Source organism: Paenibacillus sp. sptzw28 (assembly GCF_019550795.1).
In the GTDB taxonomy this organism is placed as follows: domain Bacteria; phylum Bacillota; class Bacilli; order Paenibacillales; family Paenibacillaceae; genus Paenibacillus_Z.
Map to the genome: position 1 here is coordinate 4604141 of NZ_CP080545.1, position 18830 is coordinate 4622970.

The 18830-nt window shown below is 49.8% G+C and carries 15 protein-coding genes; 3 read left to right on the top strand and 12 right to left on the bottom strand.

What is annotated here, in order from left to right:
- Positions 1 to 189 precede the first annotated feature (189 nt).
- Positions 190 to 2064, bottom strand: coding sequence for a glycoside hydrolase family 127 protein (locus tag KZ483_RS21115; RefSeq protein ID WP_258881360.1), 1875 nt, complete (start codon positions 2062 to 2064; stop codon positions 190 to 192).
- Between the two features lie 123 nt (positions 2065 to 2187).
- Between KZ483_RS21115 and KZ483_RS21120 the strand changes: the two genes are divergently transcribed.
- Positions 2188 to 3057: a helix-turn-helix domain-containing protein gene (locus KZ483_RS21120; protein WP_220349504.1), complete on the top strand. Its 870-nt coding sequence runs from the start codon at positions 2188 to 2190 to the stop codon at positions 3055 to 3057.
- Between the two features lie 241 nt (positions 3058 to 3298).
- Positions 3299 to 3463 carry a hypothetical protein gene (locus KZ483_RS29200; protein WP_220349505.1) on the top strand — a complete coding sequence of 55 codons (165 nt, stop codon included), beginning with the start codon at positions 3299 to 3301 and terminating at the stop codon, positions 3461 to 3463.
- 738 nt (positions 3464 to 4201) lie between these two features.
- On the opposite strand, the gene KZ483_RS21130 is transcribed toward KZ483_RS29200, so the two are convergent.
- The 5 genes from KZ483_RS21130 to KZ483_RS21150 form a co-directional block, all read right to left on the bottom strand.
- Positions 4202 to 4936 carry a response regulator transcription factor gene (locus tag KZ483_RS21130; protein ID WP_220349506.1) on the bottom strand — a complete coding sequence of 245 codons (735 nt, stop codon included), beginning with the start codon at positions 4934 to 4936 and terminating at the stop codon, positions 4202 to 4204.
- Complete coding sequence (locus tag KZ483_RS21135; RefSeq protein WP_220349507.1) at positions 4933 to 6690, bottom strand: sensor histidine kinase; 1758 nt, start codon at positions 6688 to 6690, stop codon at positions 4933 to 4935. The genes KZ483_RS21130 and KZ483_RS21135 overlap by 4 nt, the downstream gene beginning before the upstream one ends.
- 123 nt (positions 6691 to 6813) lie before the next feature.
- Positions 6814 to 8436, bottom strand: coding sequence for an extracellular solute-binding protein (locus KZ483_RS21140; protein WP_258881362.1), 1623 nt, complete (start codon positions 8434 to 8436; stop codon positions 6814 to 6816).
- A gap of 90 nt (positions 8437 to 8526) precedes the next feature.
- On the bottom strand, positions 8527 to 9402 hold the full coding sequence (locus KZ483_RS21145) for a carbohydrate ABC transporter permease (protein ID WP_258881765.1): 876 nt from the start codon (positions 9400 to 9402) through the stop codon (positions 8527 to 8529).
- A gap of 20 nt (positions 9403 to 9422) precedes the next feature.
- Positions 9423 to 10403 carry an ABC transporter permease gene (locus KZ483_RS21150; RefSeq protein ID WP_220349508.1) on the bottom strand — a complete coding sequence of 327 codons (981 nt, stop codon included), beginning with the start codon at positions 10401 to 10403 and terminating at the stop codon, positions 9423 to 9425.
- 644 nt (positions 10404 to 11047) lie between these two features.
- On the opposite strand from KZ483_RS21150, the gene KZ483_RS21155 reads away from it, so the two are divergent.
- A complete protein-coding gene (locus KZ483_RS21155) occupies positions 11048 to 11194 on the top strand; it encodes a hypothetical protein (protein ID WP_220349509.1) in 147 nt (48 codons plus the stop codon).
- Positions 11195 to 11252: 58 nt separating this feature from the next.
- Here KZ483_RS21155 and KZ483_RS21160 read toward each other — a convergent pair whose 3' ends face one another.
- From KZ483_RS21160 to KZ483_RS21185, 6 genes are read right to left on the bottom strand one after another with little or no spacing between them, the layout of a single operon-like run.
- Positions 11253 to 13184, bottom strand: coding sequence for an alginate lyase family protein (locus KZ483_RS21160; protein WP_220349510.1), 1932 nt, complete (start codon positions 13182 to 13184; stop codon positions 11253 to 11255).
- Positions 13181 to 13519 carry a cupin domain-containing protein gene (locus KZ483_RS21165; protein WP_220349511.1) on the bottom strand — a complete coding sequence of 113 codons (339 nt, stop codon included), beginning with the start codon at positions 13517 to 13519 and terminating at the stop codon, positions 13181 to 13183. Before KZ483_RS21165 ends, KZ483_RS21160 begins: the two co-directional genes overlap by 4 nt.
- A gap of 24 nt (positions 13520 to 13543) precedes the next feature.
- A complete protein-coding gene (locus KZ483_RS21170) occupies positions 13544 to 15226 on the bottom strand; it encodes a response regulator (RefSeq protein ID WP_220349512.1) in 1683 nt (560 codons plus the stop codon).
- A gap of 16 nt (positions 15227 to 15242) precedes the next feature.
- Complete coding sequence (locus tag KZ483_RS21175) at positions 15243 to 17003, bottom strand: sensor histidine kinase (protein WP_220349513.1); 1761 nt, start codon at positions 17001 to 17003, stop codon at positions 15243 to 15245.
- 48 nt (positions 17004 to 17051) lie between these two features.
- On the bottom strand, positions 17052 to 17921 hold the full coding sequence (locus KZ483_RS21180; protein ID WP_220349514.1) for a carbohydrate ABC transporter permease: 870 nt from the start codon (positions 17919 to 17921) through the stop codon (positions 17052 to 17054).
- Positions 17922 to 17940: 19 nt separating this feature from the next.
- On the bottom strand, positions 17941 to 18825 hold the full coding sequence (locus KZ483_RS21185; protein WP_220349515.1) for a carbohydrate ABC transporter permease: 885 nt from the start codon (positions 18823 to 18825) through the stop codon (positions 17941 to 17943).
- Positions 18826 to 18830 lie beyond the last annotated feature (5 nt).

Consider the following 18830-nt stretch of genomic DNA (forward strand, 5'->3'; position numbering starts at 1 on the left):
GCAGTTGGAAGGAATTGGAAACCCACATTATGATTCAGCTCGTCGGTGGGCTGCACGAGCCATCTCTCGAGCTCTTCGTCCCGGTTCCAGGCCGCCAGCTTATAGCTTTCCTTCCCGGTCAAATCATGCATGATCCACAGAATGCACCAGCGTCCATGCTTATATCCTCTCATTTCTATAGATTTGAACTCACTCGACCGGGAAATATACAGTATATTTCTGGTCTTTAACCTCATAAAGAGGAATGAACCGAAACCCTCGATCTTGACCTTTCGTTCGGTAAAAACCGGTATTCCACCAGCTGTGATTGCGTTCCCGATCGGGAACAAGCATCGTTTCGGGCTGATTCGGGTTCCCATGAAGCCGCCTTTCTTCGTCAACCAAGCCGGCCAGTACAATCGGACCGTCCATAAAAGCAACCGTTCCCGGTTCGCCTGGAAGCGCTTCGGCCGTTAACGATTTCGGGAATTCCACCCGTATCAGATCACCGTTCATCCACGTTCGTTTGATTTCGGCAAAAGCGGCCGGGCACCGTTCTCCATTCAATGTAACGCCGTTAACGGCGATTGTCGCCTCCCCCCTCACCCACCAGGGGATACGGATCGATAGGCGAAACGCCGTTTCCTTCGAAGCCGAAATCGAGATTTCATAGATGAACCGATCGGGACGGTGTTCGGGAGTGGGCGGAACATGCACCTCCGTAATCGCCTTCATCCCCTCCACATTCCATGCATTAAGCGGATGCAGTCCGTGCTGGCCGTCTTGTCGAATCGTCAAGCCGATCGAGCTGTCTCCGATATTCGTTCGCAAAGACGCGGGTAGCCACTGCATCACAGCAATGCCTTGTTCATCCTGCATAAAGATCTGCTCGGTGTATGCCGCATTAGCCTGCACTAGCGTTCCGTGGCAGCACCAAAAATGCTGCGTAGGCGACCCCCAGTTTTTGGTGCTGCAAGCGCCTATTCCGAGAAAATAAGCGATCATACCGGATTCTTCATGTTGATGCGCGAGGACCCCGTTAACAAACCTGCGTTCCCAATAATCGGCATAGGCAGGGTCCCCCGTCCAGCGAAGCAGCGTATGAGCAAGACGCATCATATTGTAGTTCACACAGTGCTCTTGCCCGACGCCCATTCGGTTCATTTTGCCGCGAGGCATCCACAGCTCCGCATCGTCACCAGCGCCCGTCGCGACATAGCCCCGTTCAGTAACCGCACATTTCCAGAAGGCTTCGACGATTTCCCGGTAGCGCGAGACCCCTGTCACCTCCCACGCTCTAGCCGCACCCAGAATTTCCGAAATTTGCGTGTTTGCATGTTTGTTTGTAAGCACATCCCTGCCAGCCAGCAGTGCGTCGAAGAAACGCCGCCGGTCGTATCGTTCCATCAATACCAGATGCTTCGTATCTTTCGTAATGCCATATAAGTCAGCCCATGTTTCCAACATACCGCCTGTTTCAATGTCGAGCAGTTCGTCCATTTGCTCTCGGTTAAATTCGCTTGTCCACCTATGGAACCAGTCCGCCATACCGACCATAATCGCGATCGCCCGCTCGTTGCCGGCAAGAACATACATTTCATAGAGGCCCATCAACAGCTTATGGACGGTATAATGAGGCGCCCAGACCCATTTGCCGTTCACAACCCGATCCATGTACGTTTCCGGGAATGCGGCCAGCCACCCGTTTCCGATCTCCAATTGGCAGCGACCGAGCTCGGAAACGATATAATCCGCCTTCGACTTGACGAGGTTATCGCCCGTCTGCGCATAAATTCGGGCTGCAGCGGACAACCAGTGTCCCATCATATGACCGCGCAGCTCGCATGTGGGAGATTCCCATCCCCAGTGCCAATTCTCTGGACCATCCGAACAGGTCGAAGTCGCGCTGGTCGTCCCCCCATTGCCGCTGTAGCTCCATAAACCGGCCTCGAGGTAAAAGTTCCGCAGCAGATTTTGATTCGTTAAGCTCATGACATATTGTTTATTGATTTCGAAGCGGGCCTTGAGCGGTCCTTCGGCGAGACGGGTTTGACCGCAGGCGTATTCTTGAAAACGCATAACCATCCTTATACCTCACTCTTTTTTGTTGTATACTCAATATAGTAAATGGATGGTCACTAACATTGAATGCAATTTATTTCAATTACCTGCACTTTTTTTGGATTTATAATGGAAGGAGCGGAAGCGATGGAACGGGATATTTATCTAACGGCGGACAGGTTCCCGCTAGTCCGGGATATTGGCAGCAATCGAACCGATGACTGGTATTCGCACCCGGATCGGGTGCTGGATTATGACGTCTTTCTGTTCGTCACTGAAGGCTCTATGCAGGTCGTTGAGGAGGATATCGAATACGTCGTAGGGACGAATGAACATTTATTTCTGAAGAAAGGGTTGCATCATTGGGGACGGCCCGAGACGCTTCCAGGAACGACCTGGTATTGGATTCACTTTACCACGATTGCCGATGAGAGAATCGAATATAAACGGCAGCCTGTTGTACCCGAGCTCGAATACTATTTCCAGGGCCATTACCAGTATATGCTTCAGATGCCTAAATTCGGTGAGGCTGCGCTGCATTATACGACCGAAGAACGTTTACAATCCATGATCGAAAGCATCCGCAAACAAAGATCGCACCGGATGACGGAAATCAGCCTCCAAGCCTACCAGCTGTTCTTGAGCCTCTATCGTTCGGCGTCCAACCGGGAGAAAGCGGTAAAGCAAGGAAAGGCCGAAGCCCATGTAGGACGAATCATGACGTATTTGAGCCGACATGACGAAGAGGAATTTGACGCAAAAGGGCTGAGCGAATACATGAATTTGAATTACAGTCATATTTCCGCAACCTTCTCCAAAATAACCGGTCAAACGATTATCGAAGCGCATACGCGGCTAAGAATGAATAAAGCTCTGCATCTATTGCGTACTACCTCCTTAAATGTCTCGGAAATCAGCGAACGTCTCGGATTTCAAAACCCGTTTTATTTTACAAGGGTTTTCAAGAAGGTATTGGGAGAATCACCTAGCTACTATATGAATCATTTTTATCGATAACCATGGGCAAGAGATGAACGTGCAACTAGTATAATGATCCAAAAATTATGAAACTACAGGTACACAGGTTGTGGTATAATCTTGAGAGCCTTTTGATCAGAGAGATACCATGCCATTTCAGTCAAAGAGAAAACTAAGTTGTTGCTAACCGTTGAACAACGCGTGATGCTAACGTGAATCAGTCAAGCGCGAACGAAAGAATATCGACGCGTGGAACTTGCACGGCCATTACGCTGAGGGCTTGAGCATTCCTAAAATCGCGAAAATCCTGCACACCACCGTTACGAAAGTCAATCGTTGCGTTGAAAAGGCATTGGAGCACGGAGCCGAAGCAGCGCTTGAAGAAGAACAGCGAACCGGAAGACCTCCGGAGATGACCCCGGAAGCCAAGGCGTGGGTTATTTAGCTCGCTTGCCAGAAACCGAAGGAACTGGGCTATTCCTATGAGTTTGGACGCATCGTATGCTTGCAAGTCCGGGAGCATGCGAAAGATCAAGGAGATGATTGCATAGCCCGCATGACTTCCAGCAGTGTTTCCTGACTTTTGCCTGCACAGGAACTCCAGACTCATAAAGTCCGCTACTACTTGCAATGACGCGACCCCGACTTCGATGCGATACGAGTTGAAGTCCTCCATATCTATCAGCAGGTCGAATATATCTCGAAAACGAGGAGCTCAAGGCGCTGTGTGACGTTTACCTGTCTTATGATGAGAAGGCGGGTATTCAGGCGATCGAAAATACCGCCTGTGGCTGGCGAACATAAACCATCGGCCGATCCCGAGTACATTCGCCACGGCACGCTGAGCCTATAGGCGGGGATTGATTTTTCATTACACATCCAGCTCTTCGCACTCGTTATCAGGCTTATTTGGATTTTAAGGAGCGGTAGATTACATGGAGTATGTAACGCACCCCGATAATAAAACAAAAAACATACATATCTAAGTAGATTGTTTTACGTTATTGAACAAACGGGAAGCGTTAATTGAACGCACCATGGAGCAGTTGCTGACGGCAGCCGCTCCTTTTTTATTACGAACGGGCAGGATACTTCCAATATTTGAAGAAATATGATTGGTGATAGTAATGACTTTCTCGGGGGGTAATCCATCTGGTTTATCGAAGAAAGTGGTACAATACATTTACTCATGATCCTCTGACGAGGCAATTCCCAACACGGCCCGATACTGCCCCGGCGTCATTCCCGTAAATTTCTTAAACACTTTGTTGAAATAATGCCGGTTCTCAAAACCGACGCGAGCCCCAATCGAGTTGACAGGCACATGAGGGAATTCGGCAAGTTGCTTTTTCGCTTCGCGAATTCGCACCGTATTTATATACTGCACGAAAGTCGTCCCGGTTTCCTTGCTGAACAGACTGCTGATATAATTCGGGTGCAAATTCAAATGTTCGGCCAGAAGGTCTAGCGAAAGATCCTTCGAGTAATTCAATTCGATAAACCCGAGGATTTTAGCCGCATGATCGCGGTCGTCAGCCGAGCAGATGACAGGAAGTTCGGCGGCGATCCGATGAAGCAAGACGGAAAGTTCGCTCTTATTGATCGGTTTCAGCAAATAGTCGATCACACCGGCGCGAATCGCTTGCAGCGCATATTGAAATTCATCGTATCCAGTCAGAATAATAAAACGATTGCATAGTTCCCGTGACTTGGCTTCGGCGATCAAGGCGAAACCATCCATCTCCGGCATGTTGAGATCCGTTATCGTAACGTCCGGCCGATGTTCCATCATTTTCTCAAGCGCATCAAAAGCGTTATGCGCCAGCGCCACCTCGGCAAACTCAGGCGCGGAATCCTTAACGACTTTCAGAAGTCCCTTCAGAATGGCTGGCTCGTCATCTACGATCATAACTTTCATTGTAACGATACCGTCCCTTTCGACAAGTATAAGGTTAAAGTCGTTCCTTTCCCTTCCTCACTTTCGAGTTCTATGCGCGAGGTGCCGCCATAAAAAGTTTTGATGCGTTCGCTGACGTTATACAGTCCAAGGCTGTCGCCTTCGTCGTCCAAGTTCCCCTTCGCATCGCTGCCGAACGCCAACAAAGCGCGAATGTCTTTCAGATTGTCCCAGGCGATCCCCGCCCCGTTATCGGTCAGCACGATCCGGAACTCATCGCCAGTCTCCTCCGCAAACAGTAAGATACGAACCGGACGGAGAACGGTTGAAGCACCATGAACGATGCAATTTTCGACGAGCGGCTGAAGCATGAACCGGGGGCATGGAACGGATTCCTCATCAAGCCGAATGTCAAACTCGACCTCCAGTCTGTCTCCAAGCCGGGCCTGATGAATGTTCAGGTAATAGGCAACCATTTCGATTTCCGCGCTGAGCACGGTGTCGTCCTTCTGCGATGACAGGCTGTACCGCATCAGGCGGGCGAACGAATAGGAAATATCCGCCACTTCCTTGTCGTCGTTCGCTTCCGCCATCATGCGGATCGTTTCCAGCGTGTTGTAAAGAAAATGCGGTTTGATCTGCGCCTGCAGAACTTTGTAAGCGATTTCCTTATTTCTGAGTTCGGCGCGGTGAACATGATTGATGAGCTCATCCAACCGCTGAATCATCGCATTATAAGACAAGGTCAAAAAACCGATTTCATCCTTATCGCTCTGACTGTTTGTCACCAGTTTCAAATTACTGTCGCTCACAGCCCTCATATGCCGTGCCAGCTTCAAAATTCGTTTGGCTATCGAAGACGCAAAGGAATAGTATAGGACAGACAGCAGTACAAGCAACGCGATAATGATGGCAACAAGAACGATTTCCCGGTTGCGGCTCCGCTCAAACACATCGCTCACCTGACCGGCAATCAGGACACGGACACCAAGCTCTTTCAGAAACATCTGGTTGACAATCGTGCGGTGATAAATAAAATCGCTTTCGATCGTCCGGTCGGCAGCGAGCCCTGCCAACATTCGGTCTTCGGATTCGAAGACCGCGTCCGCGGACACTGGCTCCAGAGGAAGCCTATCCCCCTCTGGGTTAAAAAATAGTGCTCGCCAATGCTCCCCGACGCCGGCCGCTTTCAGAAACTGCCGTATCATTTCATCGCCGACCCGAATTTCAAGCAGGCCGATCTTTTCCGTGTACCGACTATTGTACAAATACTGATAGTAACTATAGGAAGGTGTAGCTCCTTCCTCCGACAGCCGGATCCATTTCCCTTTGCCCGGCTTCAACGTTGCGACAGCCGACAACACCTTGGGATTTAACGCGGCGCGGTCGACAAATCGCTCCGGAATCGAAAGAACTTGGTCTTTCAGCTTGTATATGACCATTGACTTCATCTCCGGATTGATAGCCATGGATTGGGAAAACAGCGGATCGATGTACCGAAGATGAGTGTATACACTCTCCGATTCCGAATCGAACACGCCGTCCAAATAATCGGTCACATACGCATTATATTGCAAAATCCGGTACACCGATTCGATTCGGGCCAGATCCGTTTTCAAGTTTGAATACGCTTGCTCAAGGATGTTCTGGCGGTTGTCGGCAAATTGTGAGACGAGACTCCCGTAGATCTGATTATAAAATAAGGCACCAACGACAATAACAGGGATGAAAATGATGAAAAAATAGCCAACGACAATTTTTTTGACAATGCTCATGAAAGCCCACTCTCCCGTTGGCCGAAGCCTAATACGCAAATCACTGTAAACGTATCATGCATCCGTACTTTCCGGTAGGGGCAAAATCCGGTAGAGGCCTCAGCAGCCCCTACCGGAATCGGATTACTGTAACAACGATTTTTTCTGTGCATAAACCTGATTCGCGTATTCATCAACCTTGTCCATCCCGATTTTCTTGGCAGTATTGATCATATCCTCGTACGCCTTCATCAATTCGGCATCTGATTTCGCCAAATAGATCTTCACTTTCTGGTTCTTCACCATCTCATCAATCTTCGTTTTCATAATCTGCTCTTTTGAATCGGCTTTGAGCTGTATCAAACCTATCGTCGGCTTAAATTCGGTAATGTTTTTAATCTCCACCAACGCCTGCGTCGTTTGCGTGCCCGGCACGTAGTTCCAAAGCCCCTCCGTAACAGCATCTGTATATAAGAGCCCCCACCACTTGATCCCGTTTTTATTGACGAAATCGGAATCTGCCGGCCTATATTTCAGGTTCGGATAGCCTTCCTCGTTCCACGTCCAATGCTCGCCTTCGATGCCGAACATCGTCAGTTTCAACCCTTCCGGGGAAGCTAGATACTGGAGGAATTTGATCGACTTTTCCGGGTTTTTGTTGTTTTTCGTTATGAAGGTGCCGGACCAACCAATCCCCGTACTGACAACTTTCGCGTCCTTACTAAGCACCTCCGGGATCATCTTGAACTTATACGGCAAGCCTTTTTGCTCGGCAGCAATATTGTTCCGATCCCCGACGCTGACCGTATGGCTGTGCATAAACGCTTTGCCGCCAACGGTGTATTCGTCGTCGATCTGATCGTTGGCAAACGCGAAATTTTCCGCTAGAATATATCCTTTTCGGTACAGATTATTCATGAATTTAAAATAATCCAGCAATTTCGGATTGTTAAGCCCGTAATGGACTTTCCCGTCGGTCTCATACCAGGAACCGAGTCCCCCTTCGACGCCGAATTGCGTCATGAAATAAGGCTCGATCCAGTTTTTATCCATAACGAGCGGCACCATATCCGGATACTTCTCTTTCACCATACCGAGAAGGTTTACTAAATCGTCCAACGTTTTCAGCGGCGGATTGCCCATTTCTTGTACCAAATCTTCACGAATCGCGATGCCTGGATTGCCGTCATTTCCGAGCGCGTACTTGTTCGCATCCCATTCTTCCTTCGTGGAGAAAGCGTCGCGGATCGTATAGAAATTACCGTCATCCGCCGTATTGACTGTGATGCGTATCGGATCAATCTTGAAGTCCGGGGCATACTTCTGAATCAATTCGTTCAAAGGATAGGAAATGTTCGGATCAGAGAGCCTGTCAATATTGTTGCCTGTGTTATCCGTGAAAATCAAGTCTGGAAGCTCTCCGGATGCAATCATGGTCGGAAGCTGCTTGTCATCGGCGGCGACCGTAACCTTGAGCTTGACACCGGTTTTCTCGGTAATCTTGTCGGCGATCGGCCCCGTCCATTCCTTGATCGGATACCAGGGGTGGTTGATGAACAGTGTGAGCTCTACCGGTTCGCTTGAATCTCCCGCGCCGCCCGCACCTTCTGCGGCCGTTGTCTCCTGCGAGCCTGCACTGCCTGTTCCGGCAGCTTCATTGCTCTTCCCGTCGTCTCCGCTCTGGCCGCTGCATGCGGTCATTAGAACGAGTACCATCAATACGATGAGCAGCCATGCGAACTTCTTATTCTTGTCTCCCGCTTTCAATCGAATCCCCTCCATAATAGTATAACCTCTATTAAACCGAACGCCAGCAACCACGAACGCCGTCTTAACCGGAAGTAAGGATAAGCTCGATTACCCTTTGACCGAACCGAGCATAATGCCCTGGACAAAATATTTTTGCAGAAATGGATAGACGCAGACGATTGGAGCGACTGACACCACCATCGATGTCACCTGCAGAGAGTAGTTGGTTACGCCGGACGTAGTGGCACCGGCACCAAGCGCTTCACGCGGAATGTTGCTTTTGTTGATAATCTCGATCATTCGAAAGGTTAATGTTCGCAGCCAATCCTCCTGAACGAAATAAGCGGAATCCAGCCAACTGTTCCATTGCCCGACGCCAAGAAACAAGGACATGGTCGCAAGCAGCGGCAGCGATACAGGAAGGACGATGCTCCAGAAGATTTTGAATTCACTCGCCCCATCGATGACAGCCGACTCCTTCAATTCCGCCGGGATTTCGCGGAAGAAAGAAACCGCGATCAGCAGGAAAAAGGTGCTGAGCATAGAAGGAACGACGTAGACGCCGAACGTATTCAGCAAACCGATAGAACGCAGCACGACATAATAGGGAATCAAGCCGCCGGAAAAATACATCGCGAAAATAACGACCGAAAAATACACTTTGCCAAACAGCAGATCGCGGTGCGACAGTCCGTATGCAACGAGGCACGTGAACGTAACGCCGAGAAACGTACCGATGACGGTTCTCATGACGGTGACAACCAGCGCCTTATACCACTTCGGATCGCTAAGAAACATCGCATAGTTCTCCAGCGTAAAACTCCGCGACCACAAATAAATGTCGCCGAGCATCGAATCCGTCCCTTTGTTGAAGGAAATAATGAGTACATAGAAGAATGGGTACAACATCACCAGCATGATGCAGAACAATATCGTATAGATGAATGCGTCGAACAACAAGTCCTTTTGTCTCGCCCTTGCCAGCACGGCCGATCCCCCTGTTCCTAGAATAAACTTGACCCCGACGTTCTCTTCGCTACGTAGTTGCTGAGGAAGATGAGAGTAACGGAAATGACGGATTGAATAAGATCGATTGCTGCAGCGTAGGCAAATCTCCCATCGGCAAGTCCGACCTTGAAAGCGTACGTTTGCACGATTTCCGAGGTGGAATTATTAATGCTGTTGCCAAGCAAATAAGCCTGCTCGAAATTGGAACCGACCAACCCGCCGCCCAGAATGCTGCCGACCGTCAGAATCAGCACGACGACAACTGTCCCTTTGATGCCGGGAAGCGTAATATGGCGGATTCGGGCCAGTCTTCCCGCTCCATCGATTTGGGCGGCCTCATACAGAGCTGGATTGATTCCTGCGATGGCGGCCATGAAGATGATCGACCACCAGCCCATTTCCTTCCACATCGCGGTGCCAACGGCAAGTCCCCAGAAATAATCGGGGTTTGTCGTCAAATCGAGCGGTTCGAGGATAAGACCGATTTTCATCAGCAATTTGTTTACGATGCCCACATCTGCCGAGAAGAAGGAAAAAGAGAGCCCGGCAACGACAACCCAAGAGATAAAATGCGGCAAGTAGCTGACGGTCTGCACAAACCGTTTAAAGGCCATCTTCCTCACTTCATTGAGCAGAATCGCGAGCAGGATGGGAGCAGGAAATGTAAACAACACTTTAAGCAAACTGAGAACGAGCGTATTTCTGACAATTTCGCCGAAACGGTAGTCGGTCACGAACTCCCGGAAATACTGCAATCCCACCCATTCGCTCGTAAAGATTCCCCGGATGCCGGTCACAATCCTGTACTCTTTGAAAGCCATGATAATCCCGAACATCGGCGTGTAAGCAAAGATCAGCAGGAACAGCATTCCCATCCCTACGAACAGATGAAGCGGCCACTGCTTCTTGAAGCGCTTCCAATATTGCGGCCACTGTTTGGTTGTGTTCGTTTTTGCAATCGCAACTTTTAGATTCATGTGCCTTCCTCCTTACTCATTATTATAAAAACCCGAGTAAAACGGCCGAAAGACAACATTCTTAAGAAAGCGTTGTCATTTCTTAAGAATGGACAGGACCGCGTCGCCGCGGTCGCCGCACGAACTATTCATGAAAATCGCATAGCCGTTTGCAAACGGCAATTCATCCGCATAAAAGTTATACACTCATAATCCCGACGGTAGGGTACACCGTCCACCTCGTGCTATACAGTTTACCCAAGGTCGTGTAATGGCGCATTTGCAACAAAATACATCTTTAACCAGATATTCAGTTTCCGATAAATATTGAAGAATCAAGTGTTTCTCACCCCCTTATGATATTGGCAGAATACTTAGCCGTTCAAATTGATATACATAACGCTTGCAAGCCACAAGCACAGGGGCAGAATTGGACTTAGGAGGGTTACTGTCATCATGAGTGGTTGTTTCTTTAACAAAGCAATGACTGTGTCGGAGAATAAAAAGAGAAGGGCCGCTAAGAGACTGATAGGCAGTAAAATAAGCCCGAAGGTGCAATGCAATATAGTCGAGATTGTCAGTCGAAGCCATTGATGATGGGTTACAGCACGTGCGATTAGTTCCAGCTAACGCATGTCGCACGCGCCGTAAACTTTCGTGGTATCGTGATCGGCAATTCCTTATCCTTTTCCAATGACGAAGAAGGTTTTCACAACCTTCTGCTATGGATCCAGCGGCTGCAGACCGCCCATAATTTAGCTTACCCGATGCTGCTCGAAAAAAGCAGTGAGAATCTACTGCAGGAAATCTAATGTCTGGTAGCCAAAAAAACAACCTTACCCCGTATGAATACCGGAATAAGGCTGCTGTTCAATCACCTCTACCCTTGTAAGAGCAATCGACTTCATCTCCGCTGATTGTAATGCGGAACGCGGTTCCGTCATATTCACCCAAGAGCGCCGCCACACGGTTATCCGGGTCAAGGGTCATTTCGTTCAGAATCAGAGTTTCAGGGTCCGCATAGCCAGCGGGAACAAATACCGCCATAATACCTGCCGTTCCGTGCACGGATAGCCGGGCATTTACGACCGGCGCTTCCTCCTTGGAGCCGTATATCTCCGAAATCCAGCCAGTTTCCTGGGCGATCTCCAGTCCGCCTTCTAGATTTCCGGCAGCTTTCCAGTACAAATCCACGCCCATGCTTGTTCCGGAATAATCCAGGTGCGTATGCGGACAGTCCCCTTCCCCGGAAAGAACCTGAACCTTTGCTTCCGGAAGCAGTTGGAATCGCTGCTCAATTGCGTGCCCGCCATCCGTTTCCAGCCAATCCACGAGCATCAGCAGCGGCAGCTCTGTAGAGGCCAGCAGCCATCTGCGGTGCAGAACAGGGGATTCCAGCCTCATGTAGCCGTCATGCGAAGCATCGATGAAATGATAGCTCTCTCCGCTTTCCCAGCGGTGCACTGCCGCCTTCGCCTCTGGCTCGCCCCAGGCCTGTGTGGACAAATAAGGCGTCTGATCGAGAGAGTCGACGGTCACGGTCGTGTGGGCGCGGGTGCTTTTAAAATAATGCCGCCACTGTCCTTCTTCATACGTATACCTCCCCGGGTCGGCAAAGATCAGCTGCTTGTTCCACACCCATTCCATGGCCAGCGCATCAGCATGCCCATGGGCTCCGCCCATTGCCGCCGCGTCCAGGAATACGTACTGCCTGGCGTCTCTCATGACATAGTAGCCGGTTTGCGGAAACGCTATGCTTGACAAGTCGGGACGGCTGGAGTTTTGCAGCTCCCGGAAGCGGTCAAACTGCTCCGTGCCGAACATCCAGAGCAGCTCGGGGCTTACACTGCCGCGGCTGATAAGATCTTCCCGCTGCAGAATGGCGCCCAGCAGTGCCAGATTGTTCTGTCCGTGGCTGATCAGATTGGAGTCGCCAAGCGGAGTGGAACGGCCGTCAGGGCGGATCATCGCTTCTGTAAAAGCAGCCATTCTAGCAAGCTGCTCCCCGTAGGAAGCAGGGAACGGATACCCTGATAACCGTCCGAGCAAATACGGCGTGCCAAACATCTCGATGCTCGCATCATGATAATGCGTCGTGAGCTCGCTCTGGATGCCCTCTGGGCCGATCTGGTGAACGAGGCACAGCTCCAGCCGTTCCACAGCCAGCTGTCTCCAGTACGGTGCGCGTTCATGCTCCGGGCAGAAGGTCGCGATCATGAACAGGCCCTGCATATGCATCATTGCATGATTGATATGCGTATCGCCCAGATAACGGGTCAAATATTCCGCATGCTCGGCCAGCGCTTCCTTCAGCTCGCCCAGGAATTCTCCAGCAAGCTGCGGACTGCCCTCCATATATTTATAGGCGGTAATCCAAGACTGAACACGCAGTCCGTTCTCCAGCAGGCGCCACGGTCCAAGCTGCTGGAAATAGACCGCTTCCTCATAAGTGATGCCTTGCGGAACCGGATTTTGTGCTCTCCAGCTACGGAAATGCTCCATGTATACGGATACGTATTTCTCATTGTCATTCATTAGATAAGCCTTGCCTAGATCGAGCATATGCCAGTGGCGGTTGATACCCCAGGTGAATTCCGGGTCCCGGCTCGGATTGTACAGCCAATTGACCGGGGTTCCCATGGGAATCCAGGTGGAGAGATCGTTCGTATAGGGAATAATGAACTCATTGCGGCAGGCATGATCCGCAATTTGCAGAGCCGCTTCCGCATGCTCCGGGTATTCCAATACATACTTGCGCGCGGTTTCAGCAAGCTCTTCCGAGCTTAAGTAAAAATCCTTCATAGCTTATGAGCCTCCAGAAAATCTTCGCGCACAGGGTTGAATACATCGACGATCACAGAATCCTCCAGCGCTACGACTCCATGGGGGACATGATACCCCGCATAAAAGCTATCGCCCGTCCGGAGCACCTTCGTTTCGCCGCCAACCGTAACCTCGAAGCATCCTTTGGCAATATAACTGATCTGCTCATGGTTATCATGGGAGTGGACGGTGCCTATGCCGCCCTTTTTAAACACGACCTCCACCATCATCAGCGTACCGCCCATGCCCAGTATTTTTCGCGTTGCATGACCGTCGATTACATAAGGTTCGATGAGTTCATTTTGGATAATCATCTTTATGTTTCCTCCTTAAAGTGTTTAATCCGCTGCCAGTTCCCCTTGGACTTGGACTGAACTAAAACTCGGATCGGCTTTAGTTTTGGTGCAGTCCCTCCCCTGTTCTTCCATGTACAGCTGCCGGAAGCTTGTAGGCGTCATCCCGCTGTGCTTTCTGAACAACTCGCTGAAATAAGGCCGGTCTTCATACCCCAGCATCAGCGCGATTTCCTGTACCTGTATACCTTCAATGAGCAGTTCCTTGGCCCGCTCGATCCGCTTGGCCGTTTTATACTGCGCAATGGTAAGCCCGGTTTCCTTTTTGAACAGGTTAGCAAAATAGCTCGGGCTGAGGTGCACCGCCTTCGCGCATTCATTCACGGTAAAGTTAGTGTGCAGGTGTTCGTGGATATATTCTTTCGCCTTTGTGATCACCTGTCCGTTGTCCTTCATTAGCCCGCTGTCCATCAGCTCGCAGCCCCGATGGCAGAATTCGCTGACATCATACATCCAGCCGTAATAGGTAGAGGACATGTTCTCTTTCACTTTGGCCAGACTGGTTTCAAGCTCGGTCCGCTCCTCCTCCGCAATCGACTCCGACAGCATGCGGCAGACAGCAAAAGCGAGCCCATAGAACATATTCACCATAATATCCGGTTCCGGCGGGTAGGGATTCAGCGTCCATTCCAAGAAGATAGCGTCAAGAATTTCATCCGTTCGGCTTTTGTTCCCGCAGCGAATCGCATAGAACAGTTCCTTTTCCTTATCCGGCTTAAAGCGTGGAGCGGTGGAACTCAGCTTCCTTAAACCGTTGAAATAAATGACCGAATTGCCCCCGGAATAAAATTTATAAGCGATCGCTTTTTCAGCCTGCTGGTAGGATTCGTTGACTAACCTAGGATGAGCTATTTCAGTGCCTACTCCAATGGATATCGTATGTCTCGTGTACCGCTCCACGTTTTTGAGGCACTGCTCCAGCAGCTCCCTCAGCGGAATGGACGGGGGCGGATTGAACAAAACGACCAGCTGGCTGTTCTCTTCACGTACCATAACCCCCTCGGTATGGGCAAAAAGGGTCTCCTCCATAATATTTTGAACAGCAAATCGCACCATCTCCCGTTCTCCGGTTGAGGGCTGCTGATGCGCTCCGAAATCAATATCGATCACCATCACCATCAGCGGGGAGAGCTTCATGCCGATTTGAAGAAACTGCCACTGTTCCTCAAGCGAATCCGTATCTACAGTGTAGTGGAGCAGGTTGCGGATATAATCCTGCCTCAGGTAAGGAGTGCTCTTCTTCATCTTTTTCTCCAGGTCCATTATACGGCTCGACCTGCTCTGCTCAAGCTCAATCGCCTGCTTCACTTTCATGACGGCCTCCAGAATCTGCGGCTGGGTAAACGGCTTGAGCAGATAATCAAAAGCTCCCAGCCGAATGGCCTCTTGTGCATAATGAAAGTCCGTATAACCGCTCATGAAAATCACCTTGGTGGGAAGCTCCTCCGCCGTCATGCGCCGGATCATCTCCAGTCCGTCCAGCTGGGGCATACGGATATCAGTGATCACGATGTTTGGCTTCTGCTCCCTGATTAGACGCAGTCCTTCCTCTCCATCGCTGGCGGTTCCGATAATGTCGATATTATAGTCGGACCAGAGTATGGTAGAAGTGATTCCTTTCACGACCGCCTTGATATCATCCATCACACACATCGTCAGATTATCCATTTGGGCATCCTCCTCCTTAAACAAGCGGTATGATCAAGGTCACCGTGGTTTCTTGGTCCGGAATGCTTTCAAAGTTTATCGAAGCTTGTTCCCCGTAATAGAGCTGCAGCCGGCTTCTGATATTAGAGAGTGCGTAGCTCTCATACGTCACAGGATGCTGTTCAATCTGTCGGTTAACCTGCCGCACATCCATTCCGTGTCCGTTATCCGTCACCTGAAGCACAAGCTTGTCCTCTCTGCGGGAAACCTCAATTCGGATATGTCCCCATCTGCGCAAATCCCGAAACCCGTGAAGAATGGAGTTCTCCACCAGCGGCTGCAGCAGAATTTTGAGCATTGTCACCTGGTACAAAGCAGGATCCTCCACACTAATCGAATAGGTGAACAGATCCTCGTAGCATTTTTGCTGAAGCACTAGGTACTGCTCCACATGCTCCAGCTCCTGCTTCAGTGAAAGCGTTTCATTGCCGTTGTTAAGCCCCAGGCGAAAAAGCAGGGAGAGCGACACAATCATTTCGCTAACATCCTTGTTCTCGCCGCTCTCGCTTTTCCAGAAAATCGTATTAAGCGTGTTGTACAGAAAATGCGGGTCCACCTGCGCCTGAAGCGCCTTTACCTCGGATTTGCGCTTCTCCCGCTCCGAATCCTTCACTTCCTCAATTAGTGTGTTGATCTGCTTCAGCATCCGGTTGAATTTATGCCCCACCGCACTTACCTCATCTTCATACTTGCTTGCGAAACGGACTTCCAGGTCACTGTGCTCCACCTGAACCATCAGACCCCGCAGCTTGTTAAGGGGCTTCAGCAGAGCCTTGGCAAGCAGATGGGAAAATGCGAGCGCCACCAGCATGCAGGCAAGCATAATAACCAGAACAAGCCATTTGATCTGCTGCATCGGCCGCAGCAAATCCGCCTTGGACTGCACGCTCACCAGAACCCAGTCCTCGTTCATCGTAAGATTAGCATAATTGACGAGTATGTCCGTACCCTGCTGGTCGGTAAAGTTAAAATTCCCCTTGGAACTGCCCGATATCTCATTCAGAAAGGCAGGCTCCTGGTAAAACAACGTCATAGGGGCCGAGGGATTGACGACCATCGAACCGTTCTTTTGGAGCAAGAACATCTTAATCTGATTATTCGTCAGACTTTGCCCGATAATATCCTGTATGTACAATTCATTGATATTTACATTCATAAATACGTTCGGCAGGTTGTCGTTGTTGAGCGAATTTCTCAGCGGCCGCAAAAGCAAAGAAAGGACCCGTTTGTTTCCCTGAAACAGCTTGTCCTCATGCGCGCCTATCCAGTATGTGTTCCATGAATTGTCTGCGATTAAGGAGCCGTACGAATCCATAAATGTATTCGGATAGGATAGTGTGTTATTGGTGGAATAGAAATCCCCGATAGGGGTAATGAGCATCGAAGCATCAATGGACGGCTCCACAAGCTTTAACTGGTCAAAAGGAGTCTGAATCCGGGACAGATCCTGGTAGTAGCGGTCCGTTCGGTTGTTTTTCACATCCATCATGACGCTGCTGTACGTTTCGCTCAGCATCAGGGAATAGGAGGCGACAATAATATGCCTCAGATGCTCATCGAGCACCTGCACCGATTTATCCAGCGTGTTCTGCTTCAAAAGCAGGGCATTTTTCTCCATAACCTGAGAGGCGAACCAGTACGAGCATATCCCCGTTACACTAATACATAAAATCGTGAGTAAAATATACAATATTTGGATGCGTTTCTTCAAAGATAGCTGATAATAATTGAGTTTCACGAAGAATCACTCCCTGACCACCATTATAATCAATTATTATCGCCCTATCTATCCTTTTACAGCGCCTACTGTAACCTGCATAAATGATTTATTTGCGAACAGATACACGACCAGAAGCGGTAATATGGACAGGCACGCTCCCGCCATCATCAGCTGAGTTTCAGCCGCCGCTCCGATCCCGTAGCGCAAATTGGCAAGCCCTACCGGCAGGGTTTGCAAACTTGGATTGCTCAGCGTAAACACCAGCGGCAAAATATATTCGTTCCACGAGCCCTGAAAGGCTCCAAGTCCTGCTACCGCCAGCGCCGGACGAAGCAGCGGCAGCACGATCCGCCAATACACCGAATAGAAATTGCAGCCGTCTATATAGGCTGCTTCATCCAGGTCCTTCGGAATACCGCGAAAGAAACCAATGATAATGAAAAAGCACGTTGCATGCGCACTGATAAGGATGATGATGACGCCGAGCAGCGATTTTTGCAAACCCAGACTGACCATGAGATCATACTGCGGACGCAGCACGACCGCACCAATTGAGATAAACAGTGTAGAGGCCAGCAGCCCCATATAAATCCGTTTTCCCGCAAACTGGACTCGGTCCACAGCATAAGCCGCCATGGAGGAGACGACCAGCATGCCAATCGTAACCGTAACGCTTACAAAGACACTGTTAAAGGTAAAACGGGAGAAATTGGCGGTCTCCCACGCTTTGGCATAGTTAGCGAACTGCCAGCTTTCGGGCAGCAGTGTTGCCCCTGCGGTTACCTCCAGATTGGTTTTGAACGAGCCTAGAAAAACCATTATAATCGGAAATAGTGTGACTAGAGCGGTCACAATCAGAAATACCCACAAAATAACTCTGCCCAGCACTGCAGGCCATGATTTCGACACCACACCGCCGCTTACAACTCGGTTCATGCTTCCCCACCCCGCCCGCTTAATAAATGTTGTTCAGCTTCCTCGATACAAAGAAATAAATGACCGTTATCCCGCCTACCATAAGAGCCGTTGTGAATCCGACCGCGCTGCCGTATCCGATCTGCTGCAGCGTTTGAGATTCCGGGGAGATCGGGAATAAAAGTTTGAAGAGATAAAGGTACATAACCTCGGTTTTTCCGTATGGCCCGCCTCCGGTGAGGACCATGATGCTTTCATAACCCTTGAGCGAAATCGTGATCGCCAGCATAATAATCATCTGCATGACAGGACCAAGCAGAGGAATCGTCACATGACGCAGCTTCTCGTATTCACCTGCTCCATCGAGTGAGGCCGCTTCATACAGATCTTCCGGAATCCCCTGCAGGCCAGCCAAAAACAACAGCATATAGTTGCCTACCGCGCCCCAAATGGCAATGATGACCGTCGTCAGCATGGCATGATCGGCTCCAAGCCAGCTGATCGGCTGCGAAATAATATCGTATTTGATCAGGAACTGGTTAAGAATGCCGTTATAGGAATTGAAGATAATGAAGAACACGATTGACATAACTGAAGCGCTGAAAATCGTGGGCAAATAATAGACGGCCCGCAGGAACGTGCGGCCCTTCAGGCTGCGATTCAAAATAATCGCTAGCAGCAGGGACAACGGAATCGTGACAATCAGCTTGCCAAGTGCATAGATGCCGGTATTTTTGACGGAGCTCCAGAACTCGGCATCTCTCATAACTCTCGCAAAATTGTCCAGCCCGATAAAGACGGGCGTGCCGAAGCCCTGGTAGTCATAGAACATGAACCGCAGTGCCCACATCAAGGGATAAATACTAAAGATCAGCGTTAAAAACAAGCTTGGAAAAATAAAAACATAAGCATGCAGTTTCCTCATAAATT